The organism is Pseudomonas sp. NPDC089401, assembly GCF_044749485.1.
In the GTDB taxonomy this organism is placed as follows: Bacteria; Pseudomonadota; Gammaproteobacteria; order Pseudomonadales; family Pseudomonadaceae; genus Aquipseudomonas.
On record NZ_JBIVIA010000001.1, the window covers coordinates 399271 to 423376 of the forward strand.

General features: G+C 64.9%; 17 protein-coding genes. 11 read left to right on the top strand and 6 right to left on the bottom strand.

Annotated features, from left to right (window positions below):
- The first annotated feature begins 138 nt into the window (after positions 1 to 138).
- A complete protein-coding gene (locus ACIP21_RS01900) occupies positions 139 to 5004 on the top strand; it encodes an NAD-glutamate dehydrogenase (protein WP_400683296.1) in 4866 nt (1621 codons plus the stop codon).
- Positions 5005 to 5170: 166 nt separating this feature from the next.
- On the opposite strand, the gene ACIP21_RS01905 is transcribed toward ACIP21_RS01900, so the two are convergent.
- Positions 5171 to 5989, bottom strand: a complete 819-nt coding sequence (locus tag ACIP21_RS01905; protein WP_400683299.1) for a pyruvate, water dikinase regulatory protein — start codon at positions 5987 to 5989, stop codon at positions 5171 to 5173.
- Between the two features lie 188 nt (positions 5990 to 6177).
- On the opposite strand from ACIP21_RS01905, the gene ppsA reads away from it, so the two are divergent.
- The 8 genes from ppsA (at position 6178) to ACIP21_RS01945 (ending at position 14380) form a co-directional block, all read left to right on the top strand.
- Positions 6178 to 8553: a phosphoenolpyruvate synthase gene (gene ppsA, locus ACIP21_RS01910; protein ID WP_400683302.1), complete on the top strand. Its 2376-nt coding sequence runs from the start codon at positions 6178 to 6180 to the stop codon at positions 8551 to 8553.
- Between the two features lie 102 nt (positions 8554 to 8655).
- Positions 8656 to 9648, top strand: a complete 993-nt coding sequence (locus ACIP21_RS01915) for an alpha/beta fold hydrolase (RefSeq protein WP_400683305.1) — start codon at positions 8656 to 8658, stop codon at positions 9646 to 9648.
- Between the two features lie 207 nt (positions 9649 to 9855).
- Positions 9856 to 10347, top strand: coding sequence for a ribonuclease E activity regulator RraA (gene rraA, locus ACIP21_RS01920; protein ID WP_400683307.1), 492 nt, complete (start codon positions 9856 to 9858; stop codon positions 10345 to 10347).
- Positions 10348 to 10374: 27 nt separating this feature from the next.
- On the top strand, positions 10375 to 11370 hold the full coding sequence (locus ACIP21_RS01925) for a zinc transporter ZntB (protein ID WP_400683310.1): 996 nt from the start codon (positions 10375 to 10377) through the stop codon (positions 11368 to 11370).
- Positions 11371 to 11463: 93 nt separating this feature from the next.
- Complete coding sequence (locus ACIP21_RS01930; protein ID WP_167272106.1) at positions 11464 to 11727, top strand: CrfX protein; 264 nt, start codon at positions 11464 to 11466, stop codon at positions 11725 to 11727.
- Positions 11728 to 11729: 2 nt separating this feature from the next.
- Entirely contained in the window at positions 11730 to 12554 is an 825-nt protein-coding gene (locus tag ACIP21_RS01935; RefSeq protein WP_400683313.1) for a mechanosensitive ion channel domain-containing protein, read from the top strand.
- 113 nt (positions 12555 to 12667) lie between these two features.
- Complete coding sequence (gene sigX, locus ACIP21_RS01940) at positions 12668 to 13234, top strand: RNA polymerase sigma factor SigX (RefSeq protein WP_400683316.1); 567 nt, start codon at positions 12668 to 12670, stop codon at positions 13232 to 13234.
- Positions 13235 to 13345: 111 nt separating this feature from the next.
- A complete protein-coding gene (locus ACIP21_RS01945; RefSeq protein WP_400683319.1) occupies positions 13346 to 14380 on the top strand; it encodes an OmpA family protein in 1035 nt (344 codons plus the stop codon).
- 165 nt (positions 14381 to 14545) lie between these two features.
- Here the strand turns inward: ACIP21_RS01945 and ACIP21_RS01950 are convergent, their stop codons facing one another.
- The 4 genes from ACIP21_RS01950 to ACIP21_RS01965 form a co-directional block, all read right to left on the bottom strand.
- Positions 14546 to 16201, bottom strand: a complete 1656-nt coding sequence (locus ACIP21_RS01950; RefSeq protein ID WP_400683321.1) for a protein kinase — start codon at positions 16199 to 16201, stop codon at positions 14546 to 14548.
- Positions 16202 to 16210: 9 nt separating this feature from the next.
- Positions 16211 to 17422 carry a nitrate/nitrite transporter gene (locus ACIP21_RS01955; RefSeq protein WP_400683324.1) on the bottom strand — a complete coding sequence of 404 codons (1212 nt, stop codon included), beginning with the start codon at positions 17420 to 17422 and terminating at the stop codon, positions 16211 to 16213.
- Between the two features lie 310 nt (positions 17423 to 17732).
- Entirely contained in the window at positions 17733 to 18308 is a 576-nt protein-coding gene (locus tag ACIP21_RS01960; protein WP_400683327.1) for an ANTAR domain-containing response regulator, read from the bottom strand.
- An 11-nt stretch (positions 18309 to 18319) separates the two neighbouring features.
- Complete coding sequence (locus ACIP21_RS01965) at positions 18320 to 19522, bottom strand: CmpA/NrtA family ABC transporter substrate-binding protein (RefSeq protein WP_400683329.1); 1203 nt, start codon at positions 19520 to 19522, stop codon at positions 18320 to 18322.
- Positions 19523 to 19651: 129 nt separating this feature from the next.
- Between ACIP21_RS01965 and ACIP21_RS01970 the strand changes: the two genes are divergently transcribed.
- Complete coding sequence (locus tag ACIP21_RS01970; RefSeq protein WP_400683331.1) at positions 19652 to 20674, top strand: quinone-dependent dihydroorotate dehydrogenase; 1023 nt, start codon at positions 19652 to 19654, stop codon at positions 20672 to 20674.
- 212 nt (positions 20675 to 20886) lie between these two features.
- Here ACIP21_RS01970 and rmf read toward each other — a convergent pair whose 3' ends face one another.
- On the bottom strand, positions 20887 to 21102 hold the full coding sequence (rmf, locus tag ACIP21_RS01975; RefSeq protein ID WP_003248687.1) for a ribosome modulation factor: 216 nt from the start codon (positions 21100 to 21102) through the stop codon (positions 20887 to 20889).
- 565 nt (positions 21103 to 21667) lie between these two features.
- On the opposite strand from rmf, the gene rlmKL reads away from it, so the two are divergent.
- On the top strand, positions 21668 to 23866 hold the full coding sequence (rlmKL, locus tag ACIP21_RS01980) for a bifunctional 23S rRNA (guanine(2069)-N(7))-methyltransferase RlmK/23S rRNA (guanine(2445)-N(2))-methyltransferase RlmL (protein WP_400683333.1): 2199 nt from the start codon (positions 21668 to 21670) through the stop codon (positions 23864 to 23866).
- Positions 23867 to 24106: the final 240 nt, after the last annotated feature.

Consider the following 24106-nt stretch of genomic DNA (forward strand, 5'->3'; position numbering starts at 1 on the left):
CGAGCCTGAACGTGCCACGCACGTTCCATGTCTGGTTTTTTTGCCGTCCGCCTTGCCAAGGGTTGGCTATCGTTGATCCGTAATTGGCGGACGCACGCGACGCTTCAACTATTACAAAGCCCAAGCGGAGTACCACAGATGGCGTTCTTCACCGCAGCCAGCAAAGCCGACTTCCAGCACCAACTGCAAGCGGCCCTGGCGCAGCACATCGGCGATCAGTCCCTGCCACAAGTGGCGCTGTTCGCCGAGCAGTTCTTCGGCATCATTTCCCTGGACGAACTCACCCAGCGCCGGCTCTCGGACCTGGCCGGCTGCACCCTGTCGGCCTGGCGCATCATCGAGCGCTTCGACCCCGAACAACCGCAGGTGCGGGTGTACAACCCCGATTACGAACGCAATGGCTGGCAGTCGACCCACACCGTGGTCGAGGTGCTGCACCATGACCTGCCGTTTTTGGTCGACTCGGTGCGCACCGAGCTCAACCGTCGCGGCTACAGCATCCACACCCTGCAGACCACCGTGCTCAGCGTGCGCCGCGGCGCCAAGGGCGAGCTGCTCGAGCTGCTGCCCAAGGGCAGCCAGGGCGAGGGCGTGCGGCACGAGTCGCTGATGTACCTGGAGATCGACCGCTGCGCCAACGCTGCCGAGTTGAGCGTGCTGGTCCGCGAGATCGAGCAGGTGCTGGCCGAAGTGCGCGTGGCGGTGGCCGACTTCGAGCCGATGAAGGCCAAGCTGCGTGACGTCGTCGCCGAAGTGGAGAAGACCGCCTTCGGCCCGGCCCAGCACGAGAAGGGCGAGGTGAAAGCCTTCCTCGAGTGGCTGCTGGACAACCATTTCACCTTCCTTGGTTATGAAGAGTTCACCGTGCAGGGCGACAGCGCCGGCGGCCGGATGGTCTACGACGAGCAGTCGTTCCTCGGCCTGCCGCGCCGCCTGCGGGTGGGCCTGAGCGAGGAAGAGCTGCGCATCGAAGACTACGCCGTGGCCTACCTCAACGAGCCGCTGCTGCTGTCGTTCGCCAAGGCCGCGCTGCCCAGCCGCGTGCACCGCCCGGCCTACCCGGACTACGTGTCGATCCGCCAGCTGGACGCCGCCGGCAAGGTGGTCAAGGAACACCGCTTCATGGGCCTGTACACCTCGTCGGTGTACGGCGAAAGCGTGCATGCCATCCCCTACATCCGCGTCAAGGTCGCCGAAGTCGAGCGCCGCTCGGGCTTCGACCCGAAAGCCCACCTGGGCAAGGAACTGGCCCAGGTGCTCGAAGTGCTGCCGCGCGACGACCTGTTCCAGACCCCGATCGACGAGCTGTTCAACACCGTGATGGCGATCGTGCAGATCCAGGAGCGCAACAAGATCCGCGTGTTCCTGCGCAAGGACCCTTACGGCCGCTTCTGCTACTGCCTGGCCTACGTGCCACGGGAAATCTACTCCACCGAGGTGCGGCAGAAGATCCAGCAGGTGCTGATGGAGCGCCTGAAGGCCAGCGACTGCGAGTTCTGGACCTTCTTCTCCGAGTCGGTGCTGGCGCGCGTGCAGTTGATCCTGCGGGTCGACCCGAAGAACCGCATCGACATCGACCCGCAGCAACTGGAAAACGAAGTGATCCAGGCCTGCCGCTCGTGGCATGACGACTATTCGGCACTGGTGGTCGAGAACTTCGGCGAGGCCCAGGGCACCAACATCCTCGCCGACTTCCCCAAAGGCTTCCCGGCCGGCTACCGCGAGCGCTTCCCGGCGCATTCGGCAGTGGTGGACCTGCAGCACGTGGTCGCGCTGTCCGAGAACAAACCGCTGGCGATGAGCTTCTACCAGCCCCTGACCCGCCTCGGCGACCGCCTGCTGCACTGCAAGCTGTACCACGCCGATACCCCGCTGGCGCTGTCCGACGTGCTGCCGATCCTGGAGAACCTCGGCCTGCGCGTGCTCGGCGAATTCCCCTACCGCCTGCGCCATGCCAGCGGGCGCGAGTTCTGGATCCACGACTTCGCCTTCACCTACAGCGAAGGCCTGGACCTGGACATCCAGCAGCTCAACGACACCCTGCAGGATGCCTTCGTCCACATCGTCAACGGCGACGCCGAAAACGATGCCTTCAACCGCCTGGTGCTCACCGCCGGCCTGCCGTGGCGCGACGTGGCGCTGCTGCGCGCCTATGCCCGCTACCTCAAGCAGATCCGACTGGGCTTCGACCTCGGCTACATCGCCAGCACCCTGAACAACCACACCGACATCGCCCGCGAGCTGACCCGGTTGTTCAAGACCCGCTTCTACCTGGCGCGCAAGCTCGCCAATGACGACCTGGACGACAAGCAACAGCGTCTGGAACAGGCGATCCTCAGCGCCCTGGACGATGTCCAGGTGCTCAACGAAGACCGCATCCTGCGTCGCTACCTGGACCTGATCAAGGCCACCCTGCGCACCAACTTCTACCAGCCTGACGCCAACGGCCAGAACAAGTCGTACTTCAGCTTCAAGTTCAACCCCAAGCTGATCCCCGAACTGCCCAAGCCGGTGCCCAAGTTCGAGATCTTCGTCTATTCGCCACGGGTCGAGGGCGTGCACCTGCGCTTTGGCAACGTCGCCCGCGGCGGCCTGCGCTGGTCGGACCGCGAGGAAGACTTCCGCACCGAAGTGCTGGGCCTGGTGAAGGCCCAGCAGGTGAAGAACTCGGTGATCGTGCCGGTCGGCGCCAAGGGCGGCTTCCTGCCGCGGCGCCTGCCGCTGGGCGGCACGCGTGACGAGATCGCCGCCGAGGGCGTGGCCTGTTACCGCATCTTCATCTCGGGCCTGCTCGACATCACCGACAACCTCAAGGACGGCGGCGTGGTGCCGCCGGCCAACGTGGTGCGCCACGATGACGACGACCCGTACCTGGTGGTGGCGGCCGACAAGGGCACCGCGACCTTCTCCGACATCGCCAACGGCATCGCCATCGACTACGGCTTCTGGCTCGGCGATGCCTTCGCGTCCGGCGGCTCGGCCGGTTATGACCACAAGAAGATGGGCATCACCGCCCGGGGCGCCTGGGTCGGCGTGCAGCGCCACTTCCGCGAGCGCGGCATCAACGTGCAGCAAGACCCGATCAGCGTGATCGGCGTCGGCGACATGGCCGGCGACGTGTTCGGCAACGGCCTGCTGATGTCCGACAAGCTGCAACTGGTGGCGGCGTTCAACCACCTGCACATCTTCATCGACCCGAACCCGGACCCGGCCACCAGCTTCGCCGAGCGCAAGCGCCTGTTCGACCTGCCGCGCTCGGCCTGGAGCGACTACGACAGCAGCATCATGTCCGAAGGTGGCGGGATCTTCCCGCGCAGCGCCAAGAGCATCGCCATCAGCCCGCAGATGCAGGAACGCTTCGCCATCGAGGCCGACCGCCTGACCCCGACCGAACTGCTGCACGCGCTGCTCAAGGCCCCGGTCGACCTGCTGTGGAACGGCGGCATCGGTACCTACGTCAAGGCCAGCAGCGAGAGCCACGCCGATGTCGGCGACAAGGCCAACGATGCGCTGCGGGTCAACGGCAACGAACTGCGTTGCAAAGTGGTGGGCGAGGGCGGCAACCTCGGCATGACCCAGCTCGGCCGCGTCGAGTTCGGCCTCAACGGCGGCGCCACCAACACCGACTTCATCGACAACGCCGGTGGCGTGGACTGCTCCGACCACGAGGTCAACATCAAGATCCTGCTCAACGAGGTGGTGCAGGGCGGCGACATGACCGAGAAGCAGCGCAACCAGCTGCTGGGCAGCATGACCGACGAAGTGGCCGGCCTGGTGCTGGGCAACAACTACAAGCAGACCCAGGCGCTGTCCCTGGCGGCGCGCCGCGCCCGCGAGCGGATCGCCGAATACAAGCGCCTGATGGCCGACCTCGAAGGCCGGGGCAAGCTGGACCGGGCCATCGAGTTCCTGCCGTCCGAGGAACAGTTGGCCGAGCGCCTGGCCGCCGGCCAGGGCCTGACCCGCGCCGAGTTGTCGGTGCTGATCTCGTACAGCAAGATCGACCTCAAGGAACAGCTGCTCAAGTCACTGGTGCCGGACGACGACTACCTGACCCGCGACATGGAGACGGCCTTCCCGCCGTCGCTGGTCAGCAAGTTCGCCGAGGCCATGCGCCGCCACCGCCTCAAGCGTGAGATCGTCAGCACCCAGATCGCCAACGACCTGGTCAACAACATGGGCATCACCTTCGTCCAGCGCCTCAAGGAGTCGACCGGCATGAGCCCGGCCAACGTCGCCGGGGCCTATGTGATCGTGCGCGACATCTTCCACCTGCCGCACTGGTTCCGCCAGATCGAGGCGCTGGACTACCAGGTGCCTGCGGAAATCCAGCTGACCCTGATGGACGAGCTGATGCGCCTGGGCCGTCGCGCCACCCGCTGGTTCCTGCGCAGCCGGCGCAACGAGCAGGATGCCGGGCGTGATACCGCGCACTTCGGGCCGAAGATCGCCCAGCTCGGGCTGAAACTCGACGAGCTGCTCGAAGGCCCGACCCGCGAGCGCTGGATGGTGCGCTACCAGAGCTTTGTCGACGCCGGTGTGCCGGAACTGCTGGCGCGCATGGTCGCCGGCACCACCCACCTGTACACCCTGCTGCCGATCATCGAGGCGTCGGACGTCACCGGGCATGACCCGGCGCAGGTGGCCAAGGCGTTCTTCGCCGTGGGCAGCGCGCTGGACCTGACCTGGTACCTGCAGGAAATCAGCAACCTGCCGGTGGAGAACAACTGGCAGGCCCTGGCCCGCGAGGCGTTCCGCGACGATATCGACCTGCAGCAGCGGGCGATCACCATCTCGGTGTTGCAGATGGCCGATGCACCGGAGGACATGGACGCCCGTGTGGCCCTGTGGGCCGAGCAGCACCGGGTGATGGTCGAGCGCTGGCGGGCGATGCTCGACGACCTGCGCAATGCCACCGGGACCGACTATGCGATGTACGCGGTGGCCAACCGCGAGCTGGTCGACCTGGCCATGAGCGGGCAGGCGGCGGTGGTGCCTTCCTGAGCCCTGCGCTGGAATGAGAAAGCCCCGGCAGTGATGCCGGGGCTTTTTTTGTACACCTGTACCGGCCTCTTCGCGGGTAAACCCGCTCCCACAGGCATTGCACCACAGCTGATATCGGTGCAATACCTGTGGGAGCGGGTTTACCCGCGAAGAGGCCGGTGCAGGCTTACTTGAACCTGCGCTCCACGCCTTTCTCCACGAGGATCTTCGCCGAAATCTCTTCCACCGAAAAATGCGTGGAGTTGATGTTGGGAATGTTCTCCCGGCGGAACAGGCTTTCCACCTCGCGCACTTCGAATTCGCACTGGGCAAAGCTCGAATAGCGGCTGTTGGGCTTGCGCTCGTGGCGGATGGCGGTCAGGCGGTCGGGGTCGATGGTCAGGCCAAACAGCTTGTTCTGGTGCTTTTTCAGCACTGCCGGCAGCTGCAGGCGTTCCATGTCGTCCTCGGTCAACGGGTAGTTGGCCGCGCGGATGCCGAACTGCATGGCCATGTACAGGCAGGTCGGGGTCTTGCCGCAGCGCGACACGCCGACCAGGATCAGGTCGGCCTTGTCGTAGTAGTGGGTGCGCGCGCCATCGTCGTTGTCGAGGGCGAAATTCACTGCCTCGATGCGCTCCATGTAGTTGGAATTACCGCCGATCGAGTGGGACTTGCCCACGGAATACGACGAATGGGCAGTCAATTCCTGCTCGAGCGGGGATAAAAACGTCGAAAAGATGTCGATCATGAAGCCGTTGGACGTCGCCAGGATCTCGCGGATGTCCTGGTTGACGATGGTGTCGAAGATGATCGGGCGCATGCCGTCGCGCTCGGCGGCCGCGTTGATCTGCTGCACCATGGTCCGTGCCTTGTCCGGCGTGTCGATGTAGGGACGGGTGAATTTATTGAACGGAATGCTTTCGAATTGAGCGAGCAGGCTCTGGCCCAGGGTTTCGGCGGTGATGCCGGTGCCATCGGAGATGAAGAACGCGGTTCGTTTCATTTGCGATCTGGGCCTTAAGCTGATGACGTTTCTTGGATATGATAAGTTCGGTTTGCCGAATGCGGCTGTCGGCATTCTGCCATATTTTGCGAGCCTATTTTCCAGGTACAGGCCACAAGCGCCCGGCCAAGTCATCAAGGCAGGCGGGCGCCCTAGAGTTTTTCCAATACAGCTAGTGGAGAATCACCTTGGTAGAGTACGTAGTTTCCCTCGATAAGCTCGGCGTCCATGATGTGGAGCATGTGGGGGGCAAGAACGCATCCCTGGGCGAGATGATCAGCAACCTCGTCGGTAAAGGCGTGTCGGTGCCAGGCGGCTTTGCCACCACGGCGCAGGCGTACCGTGATTTTCTCGAGCAAAGTGGCCTGAACGAGCAGATTCACGCGGCCCTCGATGCCCTGGACGTGGACGACGTCAACGCCCTGGCCAAGACCGGCGCGCAGATCCGCCAGTGGGTGATGGAGGCCGAGTTCCCGGCCCGTCTGGATGCGGAAATCCGCACCGCCTTCGCCGAGATGTCCAAGGGCAACGACAACATCGCCGTGGCCGTGCGTTCCTCGGCCACCGCCGAAGACCTGCCGGACGCCTCCTTCGCCGGCCAGCAGGAAACCTTCCTCAACATCCGCGGCGTCGACAACGTGATCCGCGCGGCCAAGGAAGTGTTCGCCTCGCTGTTCAACGACCGTGCCATCGCCTACCGCGTGCACCAGGGCTTCGACCACAAGCTGGTCGCCCTGTCCGCAGGCGTGCAGCGCATGGTCCGTTCGGAAACCGGCACCGCCGGCGTGATGTTCACCCTCGACACCGAGTCGGGCTTCCGCGACGTGGTGTTCATCACCGGCGCCTACGGCCTGGGCGAAACCGTGGTACAGGGTGCGGTCAACCCTGACGAATTCTACGTGCACAAGCAAACCCTCGAGGCCGGCCGCCCGGCCATCCTGCGCCGCAACCTGGGCAGCAAGGCGATCAAGATGGTCTACGGCGACGAAGCCAAGGCCGGTCGTTCGGTCAAGACCGTCGAGGTCGACCGCGCCGAGCGCGCACGCTTCTGCCTGAGCGACGACGAAGTCAACGAGCTGGCCAAGCAGGCGATGATCATCGAGCAGCACTACCAGCGCCCGATGGACATCGAATGGGCCAAGGACGGTGACGACGGCAAGCTGTACATCGTCCAGGCGCGCCCCGAGACCGTGAAGAGCCGCGCCAGCGCCAACGTCATGGAACGCTACCTGCTCAAGGAAAAGGGCACGGTGCTGGTCGAGGGCCGCGCCATCGGCCAGCGCATCGGCGCCGGCAAGGTCCGCGTGATCAACGACGTGTCCGAGATGGACAAGGTGCAGCCGGGCGACGTGCTGGTCTCCGACATGACCGACCCGGACTGGGAACCGGTGATGAAGCGCGCCAGCGCCATCGTCACCAACCGTGGCGGGCGTACCTGCCACGCGGCGATCATCGCCCGTGAGCTGGGCATCCCTGCGGTGGTCGGCTGCGGCAACGCCACCCAGGTGCTCAAGGACGGCCAGGGCGTGACCGTGTCCTGCGCCGAAGGCGACACCGGTTTCATCTTCGAAGGTGAACTGGGCTTCGACATCAAGCAGAACTCGGTGGACGCGATGCCGGAGCTGCCGTTCAAGATCATGATGAACGTCGGCAACCCGGACCGCGCCTTCGACTTCGCCCAGCTGCCGAACGAAGGCGTGGGCCTGGCCCGCCTGGAGTTCATCATCAACCGCATGATCGGCGTGCACCCCAAGGCGCTGCTGAACTACGCCGGCCTGCCGCCGGAGCTCAAGGACAGCGTCGACAAGCGCATCGCCGGCTACAACGACCCGGTCGGCTTCTATGTCGAGAAGCTGGTCGAGGGCATCAGCACCCTGGCCGCCGCCTTCTACCCGAAAAAGGTCATCGTGCGCCTGTCGGACTTCAAGTCCAACGAGTACGCCAACCTGATCGGCGGCAAGCTCTACGAGCCGGAAGAAGAAAACCCGATGCTGGGCTTCCGCGGCGCCTCGCGCTACATCAGCGAGTCGTTCCGTGACTGCTTCGAGCTCGAATGCCGCGCACTGAAGCGTGTGCGCAACGAGATGGGGCTGACCAACGTCGAGATCATGGTGCCGTTCGTGCGCACCCTGGGCGAAGCCAGCCAGGTCGTCGACCTGCTTGCCGAAAACGGCCTGGCCCGCGGCGACAATGGCCTGCGCGTGATCATGATGTGCGAGCTGCCGTCCAACGCGATCCTCGCCGAAGAGTTCCTCGAGTACTTCGACGGCTTCTCGATCGGTTCCAACGACCTGACCCAGCTGACCCTGGGCCTGGACCGCGACTCGGGCATCATCGCCCACCTGTTCGACGAGCGTAACCCGGCCGTGAAGAAGCTGCTGGCCAACGCCATCGCCGCGTGCAACAAGGCCGGCAAGTACATCGGCATCTGCGGCCAGGGCCCGTCGGACCACCCGGACCTGGCCAAGTGGCTGATGGAGCAGGGCATCGAGAGCGTGTCGCTGAACCCGGACTCGGTACTCGAGACCTGGTTCTTCCTGGCCGAGGGCCAGGGCGCGGCCTGATGCGGTAAATTGCGGGGGTGCGTCTGGCGCGCCCCCGCCTGGTTTTTTCCAGGGCGAGCTCCAGTGATGGACCCCGCCCTTTTTTGTGCACCAAGCAACCTTATGCAAAGCAGCAGCAACCTATTTCCCGTGGCCCTGCTCAGCGCCGAACGCCGCGGTGACCTCAGCGAGGACGTGTACCGGATCAAGGCCGGAAACAGCCCTGACCCCAGCGTCGAACTGGCCGTCACTCGCCTCGGCCTGGCCGATCAGGGGCCGCCCCAGGGCGTGCCGGTGATCCTTCTGCACGGCAGTTTTTCCAACCGGCGCTTCTGGTATTCGCCCAAAGGCATCGGCCTGGGCGCCTACCTGGCGCGGGCCGGGTTCGATGTGTGGATCCCGGAGATGCGCGGCCACGGCCTGTCGCCGCGCAACCACAACTGGAAGCACAACCGCGTCGCCGACTATGCCCGCGATGACCTGCCGTTGATCGCGGCATTCGTGCGCGAGCAGTCTGGCCAGGCGCCACACTGGGTCGGCCACTCCCTGGGAGGCACCACCCTGGTGGCTGCACTGGGCGCAGGAACCCTGACCAGCGAACTGGCCGCCAGCGTGGCGATCTTCGGCACCCAGATCAGCCGGGTGTACTGGCCGTTGAAAGTGCCGCCATTGACCTGGGGGGCGAAGCTGCTGCTCAAGCGCTGGGGGCAGATATCCGGGCCCCGCTTCAAGCGCGGCCCTGAGGACGAACCGATCGGCCTGGCGCTGGAAAGCATGCGCTGGCATGGTCTGTTCGGGCGCTTTGGGGACAAAGAGAGTGACTGGTGGGCCGGGTTGGCCGAGGTCGATGTACCGTTGCTGGCAGTGGCTGGCGCGGGGGACTTCCAGGACCCGGTGTGGGCCTGCCGCAAGCTGTTCGATCAACTGGGCGGGGCGCGCAAGCAGTTCCTGCGGCTGGGGCGTGAGGAGGGCTTCGAAGCCTTCGGGCATGTCGACATGCTGGTGAGCAAGGCGGCGCAGGTGCAGGTGTGGCCGTTGGTGGAGCGCTGGTTGCGCAACCCGTCGTTGCCGGTGCATGAGTCGACGGTCGTGCGCGAGCCGGTGCCTGCCAGCTGAATCCGCTTCGCCTGTGCCGGCCTCTTCGCGGGTGAACCCGCTCCCACAGGTACTGTACAGCCTTGGTACCTGTGGGAGCGGGTTCACCCGCGAAGAGGCCGGCACAGGATGAAATCAACTGACTGCCCGGTCCTGGATGACTGCAACGGCGTCTACGGTGTAGCCTTGGCCGACACCCGCTTTCGTTGTGACTGACAGGAGCTTCCCATGCAGCATTACGTAACGCCCGACCTGTGCGACGCCTATCCGGACCTGGTCCAGGTGCTCGAGCCGATGTTCAGCAACTTCGGTGGCCGCGATTCGTTCGGTGGCCAGATCGTCACCCTCAAATGCTTCGAGGACAACTCGCTGGTCAAGGAGCAAGTCGAGCTCGACGGCAAGGGCAAGGTCCTGGTGGTCGACGGCGGCGGTTCCCTGCGCCGTGCGCTGCTCGGCGACATGCTTGCCGAAAAGGCCGCCAAGAACGGCTGGGAAGGCCTGCTGATCTACGGCTGCGTGCGTGATGTCGATGTGCTGATCCAGACCGACGTCGGCGTGCAGGCCCTGGCCAGCCACCCGATGAAAACCGACAAGCGTGGCATCGGCGACCTCAATGTCGTCGTGACATTCGCCGGGGTGACTTTTCGCCCGGGCGAGTACCTCTATGCCGACAACAACGGTGTGATCGTTTCGCCCAGCCCGCTGAAAATGCCGGAGTGACGCGCAGCGCGCGCTGATGGAGTGTTGATGTTCGAGGAAGACAACGCGCAGTGGGGGCTGGTGCATGCCCTGGTGCTCGATGGCAATGGCGGCGCGCGTCCGATCGCCCGCACAGCGCTGGACACCCTGCAACTGCAGCCACAGGAAAGCCTGTGGCTGCACTGGGACCGCAGTCACCCGCAAACCCGCACCTGGCTGCTGCACGACAGTGGCCTGAGCGAGTTCGCCTGCGACCTGCTGCTGGAGGAAAACACCCGGCCACGGCTGCTGCCGCAACCCGGCGAGCAGCTGTTGCTGTTCCTGCGCGGGGTCAACCTCAACCCGGGCGCCGAGCCCGAGGACATGGTCTCGGTGCGTATCCATGCCCAGGCTCAGCGGGTCATTTCCCTGCGCTTGCGGCCGTTGCGCGCCAGCGATGAGGTGCTCCAGCTGCTGGAAGAGGGCAGGGGGCCGAAATCGGCCTCCGAGTTGCTGCTGCTGATGGGCGAACTGCTGACCGAAAAGGTCCAGGGCCTGGTCAGCGACCTGTCCGAGCTGGTCGACCTGGAGGAAGAAAAGCTCGAATCCGACGAACGGTATACGCCCGAACATGGCAGCCTCCAGCAGATTCGTCGTCGCGCCGCCGGCCTGCGTCGTTTCCTGGCGCCGCAGCGAGACATCTATGCCCAGCTGTCGCGCAGCAAGTGGAGCTGGTTCTGCGATGCCGATGCCGACTACTGGAACGAACTCAACAACAGCCTGATCCGCTACCTCGAAGAACTCGAGCTGACCCGCGAGCGCGCCGCGCTGGTGCTGGAAAGCGAGGACCGCCGACGCAGCGAGCGCATGAACCGGACCATGTACCGTTTCAGCATCATCACCTGCATCTTCCTGCCCATGAGCTTTCTCACCGGGCTGCTGGGCATCAATGTCGGCGGCATCCCCGGTTCGAGCAGCCCTTATGGCTTCCTGGTCGCCTGCATCATCGTGCTGGCGCTGGCGGCAGGGCAGTGGTGGATGTTCAGGCGGTTGCGCTGGGTATGAGCATGTCGAATCAGGTTGGAACATCCTCGCGGGGGCGATGTGTGACCGATTGCACGGCCATCTCGTCTCTGACTGACACTGCGCGAGGTGCACATGCACGATCCGTTTGAACAATCCCTGCGTGACCTGCTCAACGCGTCGCCGTCCGGTGAGGACCGCGACGACGCCGCGTGCCTGGGGCGCGTGCTGAAAACCGCCAACCGCCAGGTAGGCGCCGGTGACCTGTTCAGCTTGCTTGGCCGCTGGAGCCAGGCGCTGCTGATCGCCGTGAACAATGGCTCGGCGCACGTCGCGCCGGTACGTCGACACTCTACCCGCAACGCTGCCACCGGCAGCAAAGCAGATAAGGCCGATTGAATATGGAACTCGATCTCTGGACCCAGAGCCTGGTCACTGCCATGACCGCCCTATGGACCAAGGTGGCGAACTTCATCCCCAACCTGTTCGGCGCGCTGGTCGTGGTGCTGCTCGGTTTCGTGGTGGCCAAGCTGCTCGACACGCTGCTCTCCAAACTGCTGGCCAAGGTCGGCCTGGACCGCCTGATGGCTGGCACCGGGCTGACCAAGATGCTGGGCCGGGTCGGCATCCAGGTGCCGATCTCGACCCTGGTCGGCAAGATCGTCTACTGGTTCGTGCTGCTGATCTTCCTCGTTTCGGCCGCCGAATCGCTGGGCCTGGAGCGCGTCTCGGCGACCCTCGACATGCTCGCCCTGTACCTGCCCAAGGTGTTCGGTGCGGCGCTGGTACTGCTGGCCGGCGTGCTCCTGGCGCAGGTGGCCAACGGCCTGGTGCGTGGCGCCGCCGAAGGTATCGGCCTGGAATATTCGGCAGGTCTTGGGCGGATCACCCAGGGCCTGGTGATCATCATCAGCATCTCGGTGGCGATCAGCCAGCTCGAGGTCAAGACCGACCTGCTCAACCACGTCATCGTCATCGGCCTGATTACCGTTGGTCTGGCCGTTGCGCTTGCCATGGGCCTGGGCAGCCGCGAAATTGCCGGGCAGATCCTGGCCGGCATCTATGTCCGCGAACTCTACCAGGTCGGCCAGCAGGTGCGGATTGGAGAGGTCGAAGGGATGATCGAAGAGATCGGCACGGTCAAGACGACGTTGCTCACCGATGATGGCGAACTGGTGTCGTTGTCCAACCGGGTGTTGCTCGAGCAGCGAGTCAATAGCCGCTAACCGCACAAAAGCTGTTAATGTATGCCGCCGCGAAATTCGGCCCATGGGGCCGAGCGGCGACATTGACCTGACTGTCGGCCAGATCCGTTTTGAATAAAGTTCATTCGCCGCCCATGCGTTACGACCCCCGCGAACTCACCGACGAGGAGTTGGTGGCGCGTTCGCATGAGGAGCTGTATCACGTAACCCGCGCCTATGAGGAACTCATGCGGCGTTACCAGCGGACCCTGTTCAACGTCTGCGCGCGTTACCTGGGGAACGACCGGGACGCCGATGATGTCTGTCAGGAAGTGATGCTGAAGGTGCTGTACGGTCTGAAGAACTTCGAGGGCAAGTCCAAGTTCAAGACCTGGCTCTACAGCATCACCTATAACGAGTGCATTACCCAGTATCGCAAGGAGCGCCGCAAACGCCGGTTGATGGATGCCTTGAGTCTGGACCCTGTTGAAGAGGCGTCCGAAGACAAGGCCCCGAAGCCGGAAGAAAAAGGCGGACTGGACAAATGGCTGGTGCATGTGAACCCGATCGATCGGGAAATCCTGGTGCTGCGATTCGTCGCGGAACTGGAATTCCAGGAGATCGCCGACATCATGCACATGGGGCTGAGTGCGACGAAAATGCGCTACAAGCGAGCGCTAGACAAGCTTCGTGAGAAATTTACGGGCCTGGATGAAACTTAGTCCTACGTAAATGTCTCTAACGGATCGGCGAGTTCTGCTAGACTTGCCGTCGAGTTGTCCCCCCGGATTTTGGTGGGGCTGCTTAACTATCACCAGATGGGGATTTAACGGATGAAATTGAAAAACACCTTGGGCTTGGCCATTGGTTCGCTGGTAGCCGCCACTTCGATTGGCGCTATGGCACAAGGCCAGGGCGCCGTTGAGACCGAACTCTTCTACAAGAAAGAGTTCTTCGACAGCCAGCGCGACTTCAAGAACGACGGCAACCTGTTCGGCGGTTCGATCGGTTACTTCCTGACCGACGACGTTGAACTGCGTCTGGGCTACGACGAAGTGCACAACGCTCGTGGCGAAGACGGCAAGAACATCAAGGGCTCGAACACCGCCCTGGACGCCGTTTACCACTTCAACAACCCGTACGACGCCATCCGTCCGTACGTTTCCGCTGGCTTCTCGCACCAGTCCCTGGGCCAGACCGGCCGTGGCGGTCGTAACCAGTCGACCTTCGCCAACGTTGGCGCTGGCGCCAAGTGGTACATCACCGACATGTTCTACGCCCGTGCCGGCGTTGAAGCTCAGTACAACATCGACCAGGGCGACACCGAGTGGGCCCCGAGCGTTGGTGTTGGCCTGAACTTCGGCGGTAGCCCGAAGCACGCCGAAGCCGCTCCAGCTCCAGTTGCTGAAGTCTGCTCCGACTCCGACAACGATGGCGTCTGCGACAACGTCGACAAGTGCCCTGACACCCCAGCCAACGTTACCGTTGACGCTGATGGCTGCCCGGCTGTTGCCGAAGTCGTTCGCGTTGAGCTGGACGTCAAGTTCGACTTCGACAAGTCGGTCGTCAAGCCAAACAGCTACGGCGACATCAAGAACCTGGCTGACTTCATGAAGCAGTACCCACAAACCACCACCGTGGTTGAAGGTCACACTGACTCCGTGGGCCCAGACGCTTACAACCAGAAGCTGTCCGAGCGTCGTGCCAATGCTGTGAAGCAGGTTCTGACCCAGCAGTACGGTGTTGAGTCCGGCCGCGTTCAGTCGGTTGGCTACGGTGAAACCCGTCCGGTTGCCGACAACGCCACCGAAGAAGGCCGTGCTGTCAACCGTCGCGTTGAAGCTCAGGTAGAAGCCCAGGCCAAGTAATTGGTTTGAAGCTTCAATGAAAAACCCGGCCTCGGCCGGGTTTTTCTTTGCCTGGAGTTTTTCGGGCGGAACCGGCGCCGCTTTCGCGGCGCATCGCGAGCAAGGCTCGCTCCTACAGCTGGCCCCGCGCCTTTCCTGTAGGGGCGAGCCTTGCTCGCGATGGGTCTAGACAATCAGCAGAATCAGATTGACCAGCAATGACAGCAGTGCCACGGTCCGCCACACCTTCAACGGCTCGCGCTCCAGCAGCGGGCGCGGGCGGCTGGCCAGTTCCTGGCGGTCGCCACGCTCGAGCAGCAACAACCACTGCTCTGCGGTTTCGAAACGCTGCGCCGGGTCCGCCACCACGGCTTGCAGCACATTGTGTTGCAGCCACTCGGGCAGATCCGGCCGATAGCGTGCAGGATTCACCGCTTGCGAGAAGCGCGGGCGCTGGAAGGCCTCGACCTCGCCATAGGGAAAGTGCCCGGTCAGCAACCGATAGAGCGTGACGCCGACCGCGTACAGGTCCTGGCGTGGGCTCGGCGGCAGGCCATCGAAGGCTTCCGGAGCGATGTAGGAGGGGGTGCCGGGCAGGTCGTGCTGCGGGTCCTGGGACAGGCCCGGGCAATACGCCAGGCCGAAATCCAGCAGGCGCAACTGGCCATCTTCGCCCAGGTGCAGGTTGTCGGGCTTGATGTCGCGGTGCAGCAGATTGCGCCGGTGCAGCACGCCAACCGCCTGCAGCAGTTGGCGGGCGACTTCCAGCCATTGCGCCAGGGGCAGCGGGCCGTGTTCGGCGAAGTGCGCGGCAAGGGTCTGCCCACGGTGCTCGCGCATCACGTAGTACAAGTGCTGGCGCTGGCTCGCGGCATGCAGCTCGGGGAAGTGGCGGCCGGCGACCCGGCGCAGGAACCACTCTTCCAGCAGCAAGCCTTGGGCGGCGCCCGGCTCCTGCTCGCGCTCGGCGGGCAGGGTTTTCAGCAGCCACGGCTGGCCCTGGCCATCGCGCACGCGGTAGAGCAACGACTGGCGGCTGTGTGCCAGGCGCGATTGCACCTGCCAGCCATCGATCGACTGGCCCTCGCGCAGGGGCCCAGGTAGCGGCCACTGCTGCAATTGCACCAGGGTGTCGCCGAGGTTGGCCGGGCCCAGTTGCTCGACCCGCACCAGCAACGCGCTGGCGTTGTCCTGGCTGCCGTTGTGATGGGCGCTGGCGACCAGCGTGTCGGCGGCCAGTTGCAGGTCGGGCTGCTCGCGCAGCACGGCCTGGATGTGTGCGTCGCCGAGGCTGGCCCAGACGCCGTCGCTGAGCAGCAGGTAGCACTCGCCGGGCTGCAATTCGCCGTCCAGGTAGTCGACCAGCAGGTGCTGGTCCAGGCCCAGGGCGCGCTTGAGCACATGCTGCATGCCGGGTTGGTCCCACACATGGTCTTCGCTCAGGCATTGCAGGCGGCCGGCGTGCCAGCGGTAGGCGCGGCAGTCGCCGACGTGCGCCAGGGTGAAGCGCCGACCGCGCAATACCAGGGCGCTGAGGGTGGTCAGCAGCGGCTGGCCGCCCTGGGCGCGCAGCCAGCGGTTCTGTGCCAGCAGCAAGCGATCCAGGGCCTGGGCCACGCTCCAGGTGGCAGGCGTGGCGTAGTAGTCCATGGCCAGGGCCTGCAGGCTGGCGCGCGCCGCCAGGCCGCCGTCGGCACATTGGCTGACGCCGTCGGCGAGGGCGAACAGGTAGCCCTTGCTGGCGGCCAGCTCCGGTGCCGGGGTGACCAGGCGCAGGGCATCCTGGTTTTCCGCGCGCGGGCCGGTGGCGCTGGCCTGGGCGAAACTCAGCCGAAGGCTCATCAGGCCGCCTCAGACCCGCGCCGCAGTGATCGCGGCCGAGCCCCAGGTGGTGCGCCAGCGCTGCTTGACGCCGTGCAGGCCGAACCAGGCCAGCAGGCCCAGGCTGGCGAACAGCCACAGGCCCAGCTGATAGTCACCGGTGTGTTGCTTGATGGTGCCCAGGCCCGCCGCCAGCAGGAAGCCGCCGATGCCGCCGGCCATGCCGATCAGCCCGGTCATCACCCCGATTTCCTGGCGGAAGCGTTGCGGCACCAGCTGGAACACCGCGCCGTTGCCGGCGCCCAGGCCGAGCATGGCGCTGACGAACAAGGCCAGGGCCGCCGCCGCGCTGGGCAGGTTGAAGCCGACCGCGGCGATGCAGATGGCCGCCACGCTGTACATGCCGAGCAGGGTGCGGATGCCGCCGAAACGGTCGGCGAGGGCGCCGCCCAGTGGACGCATCAGGCTGCCGGCGAACACGCAGGCCGCAGTGTAGTAGCCGGCGGTGATCGGGCTAAGGCCGTACTGGTCGCTGAAGTAGCCGGGCAGGGCGCTGGCCAGGCCGATGAAACCACCGAAGGTGACGCTGTAGAAGAACATGAACCACCAGCTGTCGCGGTCACCGAGGGCCTTGAGGTAGTCGGCCACGGCCTTGGGCTTGGGCCGCTGCGGGGCATTGCGGGCGAGCAGGGCGAACAGCGCCAGGGTCAGCAGCAGTGGCAGCACGGCCAGGCCGAACACGTTGTTCCAGCCGTAGGCGGCGGCCAGCAGCGGGGCCAGCAGGGCGGCGAACACCGTGCCGGAGTTGCCGGCTCCGGCGATGCCCATGGCCTTGCCCTGGTGCTGTGGCGGATACCACTGCGAGGCGAGCGGCAGCGACACCGCGAACGAAGCACCGGCTACGCCGAGGAACACCCCCAGCAGCAGGGCCTGCTCATAGGTGTGTACCCCGAGGTGCCAGGCGCTCGCCAGGGCGACGATGACCAGCACCTGGCCGATCAGGCCGGCGGTCTTGGGCGAGAGGCGATCGACCAGGATGCCCATGACGAAGCGCAGCAGCGCACCGGCGAGGATCGGCGTGGCCACCATCAGGCCGCGCTGCTGCGGGCTCAGCTGCAGGTCAGTGGCGATCTGCACTGCCAGCGGGCCCAGCAGGTACCAGACCATGAAGCTCAGGTCGAAATACAGGAAGGCGGCGAACAGCGTGGGCACATGCCCGGATTTCCAGAAGCTGGTACTCATCGAACACCTCACTCGGCAATGCAACGGAAACGAAAAAGACGCCGCTACCCGGCCCACTGGCGTGGGGGGGAGAGCGACGTCTTTGTCGGGAATGGTTTCGAGGCAACCGCCGTTGGCTACCGGTGATCGTTACTCAGCAAGAGCTGGGCCAACTCTTCAGATACGGCTCGTTTCCTGTAGGAGCGGCCTTGCGTCGCGAAAGGGGCGCGCAGCGGCCCCAGGTTTTCAGCTTCGCAGCAGGGGGTGTCGGGGGCCGCTTCGCGGCCCTTTCGCGACGCAAGGCCGCTCCTACAAGGGATCGCATGTAGCGCTACCCAAGCATTTCATGCATGGCGATGATCTGGTCCGCCACCTGGATCAGCTTCTGCTGGCGGCTCATGGCCTGGCGGCGCATCAGGGTGTAGGCCTGTTCCTCGTTGCAGTCCTTCATCTTCATCAGCAAGCCCTTGGCCTGCTCGATGCGCTTGCGCTCGGCCAGTTGCTGGTCGCGGGCCTGCAGCTGGGCCTTGAGCGCCTGGTCGCTTTCGAAGCGGGCCATGGCCACGTCGAGGATCGGCTGCAGCCGTGCGGCGTGGATGCCTTCGACGATATACGCGCTGACCCCGGCCTGGATCGCCTGGCGCATCACCCCGGGGTCATGCTCGTCGGTGAACAGCACGATCGGCCGCGGGCGGTCGCGGCTGACCAGCACCACCTGTTCCATCACGTCCCGATCCGCTGATTCGGTATCGATCAGCACCACGTCCGGGCGCACCGTTTCGACGCAGGCCGGCAGGTCGATGGTCAGGTCCGGCGCCTCGATCACTTCGAAACCGGCCTCGCGCAATGCGGCCTTGAGGCGGCCAACCTTCTTCTGGGTATCATCGATCAGCAGGATGCGCAGCATGGCGATGGCCCTCACAGACCGGTACGGGCGTTGGGCAATTCGCCCAGGGCATGTAGGCGGAAGCTGCGGGCGTAGCCGTGGGGGTCGCTGCCGTCCCAGCAGCTGCCATCGATCAGCAGGCTGCTGCGCATGGAGCTGGCCGGGCAGGGCACTGCCACGGCGGCCGCGGCGTCGCGGTACAGCGCCAGTTGCTGCACCTGCTGCGCCACGCCGAGGTAGTCGGGGTCGTCGCGCAGCAGGCCCCAGCGGCGGAACTGGGTCATGAACCACATGCCGTCGGACAGGTAGGGCAGGTTGGCACGGCCCTGGTCGAACAGGCGCAGGCCGTGGCGGTCGTGCCAGTGGTGGCTGAGGCCGTCCTGGTAATCGCCGAGCAGGCGTGGTTCGACGTTTTCCACCGGCGTGTCCAGGTAGGCGCTGCCGCTCAGCAACTGCGCGGTGCTGCGGCGGTTCTCCGGGCTCTGTTCGATGAAACGGCTGGCGGCGAGGACCGCCTTGATCAAGGCGCGGGCACTGTTGGGGTAATGCTCGACGAAGGCGCGGGCACTGGCCAGGACCTTTTCCGGGTGATCCGGCCAGATCGACTGGCTGGTTGCCAGGGTGAAACCCTGGCCCTGGGCCACGGCCGCGGCGGACCAGGGCTCACCGGCGCAGAAGCCGTCGATGCGCCCGGCCTGGATATGCGCGGCCATCTGCGCCGGTGGCACCACCACGCTGTTGACGTCATGCAAGGGATGGATGCCTTGGCTGGCCAGCCAGTAATACAGCCACATGGCGTGGGTGCCGGTGGGGAAGGTCTGGGCGAAGGTCAGCCGTGCGCCATGCTGGTGCACCCGCTGGGCCAGTGCCTCAGGGCTGGTCACGCCCAGGCGCTGCAGGGCCGGCGAGAGGTTGATGGCCTGGGCGTTCTGGTTCAGCCCCATGAGTACCGCCATGGGGCTGGCCGGCACGCCGCCGATGCCCAGGTGCACGGCATAGACCAGGCCGTACAGGCAATGGGCGGCATCCAGCTCGCCGCTGGCCAGCTTGTCGCGCAGGCCGGCCCACGAGCCTTGGCGCTTGAGGTTGAGGGTCAGGCCATGTTGCTGGGCGAAGCCCTGGGTGGCGGCGACCACCACCGAGGCGCAGTCGGTCAGGGCCATGAAGCCGATGTCGAGGCTGGGTTTTTCCGGCGCGTCGCTGCCGTTGACCCAGGCTAGGGGTGTTGTGTTCACAAAGGTCCTCGCCCTTACTGGATAGGCTGCTTGCAGGCGATGTAGCAACCCATGTGCCAAGCCCCTGTCATGCCGGGCCCTCGCTGGCTATAATCGCAGCCTCACTCTCCCCCCGAGCCTTGCCCGCCCATGTATACCCTGGCCCGCCAGCTGCTGTTCAAGCTTTCTCCGGAAACCTCCCATGACCTGTCCCTGGACCTGATCGGCGCCGGTGGCCGCCTCGGGCTCAACGGCGTGCTGTGCAAGCAGCCGGCGGCGTTGCCGGTGACGGTGATGGGCTTGAACTTCGCCAACCCGGTCGGCCTGGCCGCAGGCCTGGACAAGAACGGCGCGGCCATCGACGGCTTCGCCCAGCTGGGCTTTGGTTTCGTCGAGATCGGCACCGTGACCCCGCGCCCGCAGCCGGGCAACCCCAAGCCTCGGCTGTTCCGCCTGCCAGAGGCGACGGCGATCATCAACCGCATGGGCTTCAACAACCTGGGGGTCGATAATCTGCTCGAGCGTGTGCGCGCCTCGCGCTACGACGGCGTGCTGGGCATCAACATCGGCAAGAACTTCGACACCCCGGTCGAGCGTGCGGTCGACGACTACCTGATCTGCCTGAACAAGGTCTATGGTGACGCCAGCTACATCACCGTCAACGTCAGCTCGCCGAACACCCCGGGCCTGCGCAGCCTGCAGTTCGGCGATTCGCTCAAGCAGCTGCTCGATGCCCTGGCCGAGCGGCGCGAGCAGTTGGCCGGCGAGCACGGCAAGCGCGTGCCGCTGGCGATCAAGATCGCCCCGGACATGAGCGACGAAGAAACCGCGCTGGTGGCCTCGGCGCTGATGCAGTCGGGCATGGATGCGGTGATCGCCACGAACACCACACTGGGCCGGGAAGGTGTCGAAGGGCTGCCGCATGGGGGCGAGGCAGGCGGCCTGTCGGGCGCGCCGGTGCTGGAGAAGAGCACCCATATCGTCAAGGTGCTGGCCGGCGAGCTGGGTGGCAAGCTGCCGATCATCGCGGCGGGTGGCATTACCGAAGGCCGGCATGCGGCCGAGAAGATTGCCGCGGGTGCGAGCCTGGTGCAGATCTATTCGGGCTTCATCTATAAAGGGCCGGCGCTGATTCGCGAAGCGGTGGATGCCATTGCCGCGATGCCGCGCTGACCTGGCAGAGCCTCTTCGCGGGTAAACCCGCTCCCACAGGGGGAGGGTTGCCTTGAGGCTGGCGCTGTACCTGTGGGAGCGGGTTTACCCGCGAAGAGTCCAGCATTGATGTAGGATCGGGCCCATAAAAAAGGGCCCCATCAAGGGGCCCCTGGGCCGTAGCCCGCCGCCCGGATAGGGCGCGCATGGTGACTCGAATTCAGTGTCCTCGTTCAGCCAACGGCGTGATTTTCGTTGAGTCTATGGATGCCAGCGGTGCCAGTCATGCCGTCCCAGTTATCACCGCGACCTTCGCGCCAGCCGTTGATCCAGGCTTGGCGAACAGAAGGAAGATTGAAAGGGCAAAGTTCGCGGGATTTGCCGGTGACCCCGTATTGGTAGCCACGTGAATATGCTCTTTCCAACGGATCACGCTTTAGTCTTCTCATAGGGTGTTGCCCTCACTTGTTGACTGTAATGTCCCGTCGGCCTCTCCGAGGCCGGGCAGAGTCTTTCTGCCGGTTTTGCGCTCGCTGCCGGCGTGGCGAGCTGGAAGTGCCGCCTCGTTGCGAAGCGGCCTGAGACCAGTTCTAACGAATGCAGGTCACGGTGTGAATGATCGATTTGTCATAAGCACGTAACCTTTCCAAGGGTGAGGGGATAAGTAAATAAATGCGACTCAACCTTGTTTGGCGTTGAGCCCGCTGTGATCGGGGTTTTGCCGATCCTTGACGTCATTTCGCCAGCGTTGCTGAGCGATGACAGAAATAAATTGAAATGCGACGAAGGGTCACATCGGCCCTCAAGTCGACGGAAATTATTCGTACTGCCTGATGATCTAAGCTGTTCCTGCCACCTGGCAGGCGGCTGATCGATCAGGCGGCCTGGCCGAAACACTGCGCGAAACGCAGCTGCAGAGGCCACTCGGACGCTTGCTGGAAGGGCGTTCGGGCAAACATCGGCGGGGCGATGCGTCGCTTCGTCACCTAAATAGCCCAAGGCGCTGGAAAACTCATGTCGGACCGTTTCGAACTCTATCTCACCTGCCCCAAAGGCCTGGAAGGCCTGCTTGCCGAAGAGGCCAAGGGCCTCGGCCTCGACGAGGTGCGCGAGCACACCTCGGCCATCCGCGGCGCCGCCGACATGGAGACCGCCTACCGCCTGTGCCTGTGGTCGCGCCTGGCCAACCGCGTGTTGCTGGTGCTCAAGCGCTTCCCGATGAAGAACGCCGACGACCTCTACGATGGCGTCAACGCGGTCGACTGGGCCGATCACCTGGCGGCCGACGGCACCCTGGCCGTGGAATTCAGCGGCCATGGCTCGGGCATCGACAACACCCACTTCGGCGCGCTGAAGGTCAAGGATGCGATCGTCGACAAGCTGCGCAACCGCGAGGGCCTGCGCCCGTCGGTGGAAAAGGTCGACCCGGACGTGCGTGTGCACCTGCGCCTGGACCGTGGCGAGGCGATCCTCTCCCTCGACCTGTCCGGTCACAGCCTGCACCAGCGCGGTTACCGCCTGCAGCAAGGCGCCGCGCCGCTGAAGGAAAACCTCGCCGCCGCAGTGCTGATCCGTTCCGGCTGGCCACGCATCGCTGCCGAAGGCGGCGCCCTGGCCGACCCGATGTGCGGCGTGGGGACCTTCCTGGTCGAAGCGGCGATGATCGCCGCCGACATCGCCCCCAACCTCAAGCGCGAGCGCTGGGGCTTCAGCGCCTGGCTCGGCCACGTGCCGGCCACCTGGCGCAAGGTCCACGAAGAAGCCCAGGCCCGCGCGCAAGCCGGCCTGGCCAAGCCGCCGCTGTGGATCCGCGGCTATGAAGCCGACCCGCGGCTGATCCAGCCGGGGCGCAACAACGTCGAGCGCGCCGGCCTGGGCGACTGGGTGAAGATCTACCAGGGCGAGGTCAGCACCTTCGAGCCGCGCCCCGACCAGAACCAGAAAGGCCTGGTCATCAGCAACCCGCCGTACGGCGAGCGCCTGGGTGACGAAGCCAGCCTGCTGTACCTCTACCAGAACCTTGGCGAGCGCCTGCGCCAGGCCTGCATGGGCTGGGAAGCGGCGGTGTTCACCGGCGCCCCGGAACTGGGCAAGCGCATGGGCATCCGCAGCCACAAGCAGTACGCCTTCTGGAACGGCGCCTTGCCGTGCAAGCTGCTGCTGTTCAAGGTCCAGCCTGACCAGTTCGTCACCGGCGAGCGCCGCGAGGCCCAGGCCGACAACGGCAACGGCGAAAGCCGCCGCCCGGCGCCGGTGGCCAGCGAGCCGGCACGCCTGTCGGAAGGCGCGCAGATGTTCGCCAACCGCCTGCAGAAGAACCTCAAGCAACTGGGCAAGTGGGCGCGCAAGGAGCAGGTCGACTGCTACCGCCTGTACGATGCCGACATGCCCGAGTACGCCCTGGCCGTCGATATCTACCAGGACTGGGTGCATGTGCAGGAATACGCGGCACCGCGCTCGATCGATCCGGAAAAGGCCCAGTCGCGCCTGCTCGACGCCCTGGCGGCGATCCCTCAGGCCCTGAACATCGACCCGCAGCGCGTGGTGCTCAAGCGCCGCGAGCGCCAGAGCGGCACCCGCCAGTACGAGCGCCAGGCCACCGAAGGGCGCTTCCAGGAAGTCAACGAAGGCGGCGTCAAGCTGCTGGTCAACCTCACCGACTACCTCGACACCGGCCTGTTCCTCGACCACCGCCCGATGCGCATGCGCATCCAGCGCGAGGCCAACGGCAAGCGCTTCCTCAACCTGTTCTGCTACACCGCCACGGCCACCGTGCACGCGGCCAAGGGCGGCGCGCGCAGCACCACCAGCGTCGACCTGTCGAAGACCTACCTGGACTGGGCACGGCGCAACCTGTCGCTGAACGGCTTCTCCGAGCGCAACCGCCTGGAGCAGGGCGACGTCATGGCCTGGCTGGAAGCCAACCGCGACAGCTACGACCTGATCTTCATCGACCCGCCGACCTTCTCCAACTCCAAGCGCATGGAAGGCGTGTTCGACGTGCAGCGCGACCACGTGCAACTGCTCGACCTGGCCATGGCCCGCCTGGCGCCGGGTGGCGTGCTGTACTTCTCCAACAACTTCCGCAAGTTCCAGCTCGACGAGCACCTGAGTGCACGTTATGCGGTGGAAGAGATTACCGCTCAGACCCTGGACCCGGACTTCGCCCGTAATAACCGCATTCACCGCGCCTGGCGTTTGCAGTTGCGCTGATAGTCAATTGACATGAACCCCCGCTCAGCTTGAGCGGGTGTTCATGTATTTCTGGAAGTCTACGCAATCCCCTGTGGGAGCGGGCTTGCCCGCGAACATGGGCGAAGCCCGTGCCATCCACTGCACTTCCTAAACCTGAAGACTTTTCCTACTCCAACTTCCTACTCCCCATTTCCTCTCCCTTCCTACATACACACGAAACTTTTTCCAGTAGGGTTGTGGCTATCTGCTAGCAGCCAT

Coding starts and splice junctions, on each gene's coding strand:
- ACIP21_RS01935 (WP_400683313.1), top strand. CDS start 11,730: ATGGAACTCGATCTCTGGACCCAGAGCCTGGTCACTGCCATGACCGCC.
- rmf (WP_003248687.1), bottom strand. CDS start 21,102: ATGAGAAGACTAAAGCGTGATCCGTTGGAAAGAGCATATTCACGTGGC.
- ACIP21_RS01900 (WP_400683296.1), top strand. CDS start 139: ATGGCGTTCTTCACCGCAGCCAGCAAAGCCGACTTCCAGCACCAACTG.
- ACIP21_RS01905 (WP_400683299.1), bottom strand. CDS start 5,989: ATGAAACGAACCGCGTTCTTCATCTCCGATGGCACCGGCATCACCGCC.
- ACIP21_RS01915 (WP_400683305.1), top strand. CDS start 8,656: ATGCAAAGCAGCAGCAACCTATTTCCCGTGGCCCTGCTCAGCGCCGAA.
- ACIP21_RS01930 (WP_167272106.1), top strand. CDS start 11,464: ATGCACGATCCGTTTGAACAATCCCTGCGTGACCTGCTCAACGCGTCG.
- sigX (WP_400683316.1), top strand. CDS start 12,668: ATGCGTTACGACCCCCGCGAACTCACCGACGAGGAGTTGGTGGCGCGT.
- ACIP21_RS01950 (WP_400683321.1), bottom strand. CDS start 16,201: ATGAGCCTTCGGCTGAGTTTCGCCCAGGCCAGCGCCACCGGCCCGCGC.
- rlmKL (WP_400683333.1), top strand. CDS start 21,668: ATGTCGGACCGTTTCGAACTCTATCTCACCTGCCCCAAAGGCCTGGAA.
- rraA (WP_400683307.1), top strand. CDS start 9,856: ATGCAGCATTACGTAACGCCCGACCTGTGCGACGCCTATCCGGACCTG.
- ACIP21_RS01960 (WP_400683327.1), bottom strand. CDS start 18,308: ATGCTGCGCATCCTGCTGATCGATGATACCCAGAAGAAGGTTGGCCGC.
- ACIP21_RS01955 (WP_400683324.1), bottom strand. CDS start 17,422: ATGAGTACCAGCTTCTGGAAATCCGGGCATGTGCCCACGCTGTTCGCC.
- ACIP21_RS01945 (WP_400683319.1), top strand. CDS start 13,346: ATGAAATTGAAAAACACCTTGGGCTTGGCCATTGGTTCGCTGGTAGCC.
- ACIP21_RS01970 (WP_400683331.1), top strand. CDS start 19,652: ATGTATACCCTGGCCCGCCAGCTGCTGTTCAAGCTTTCTCCGGAAACC.
- ACIP21_RS01925 (WP_400683310.1), top strand. CDS start 10,375: ATGTTCGAGGAAGACAACGCGCAGTGGGGGCTGGTGCATGCCCTGGTG.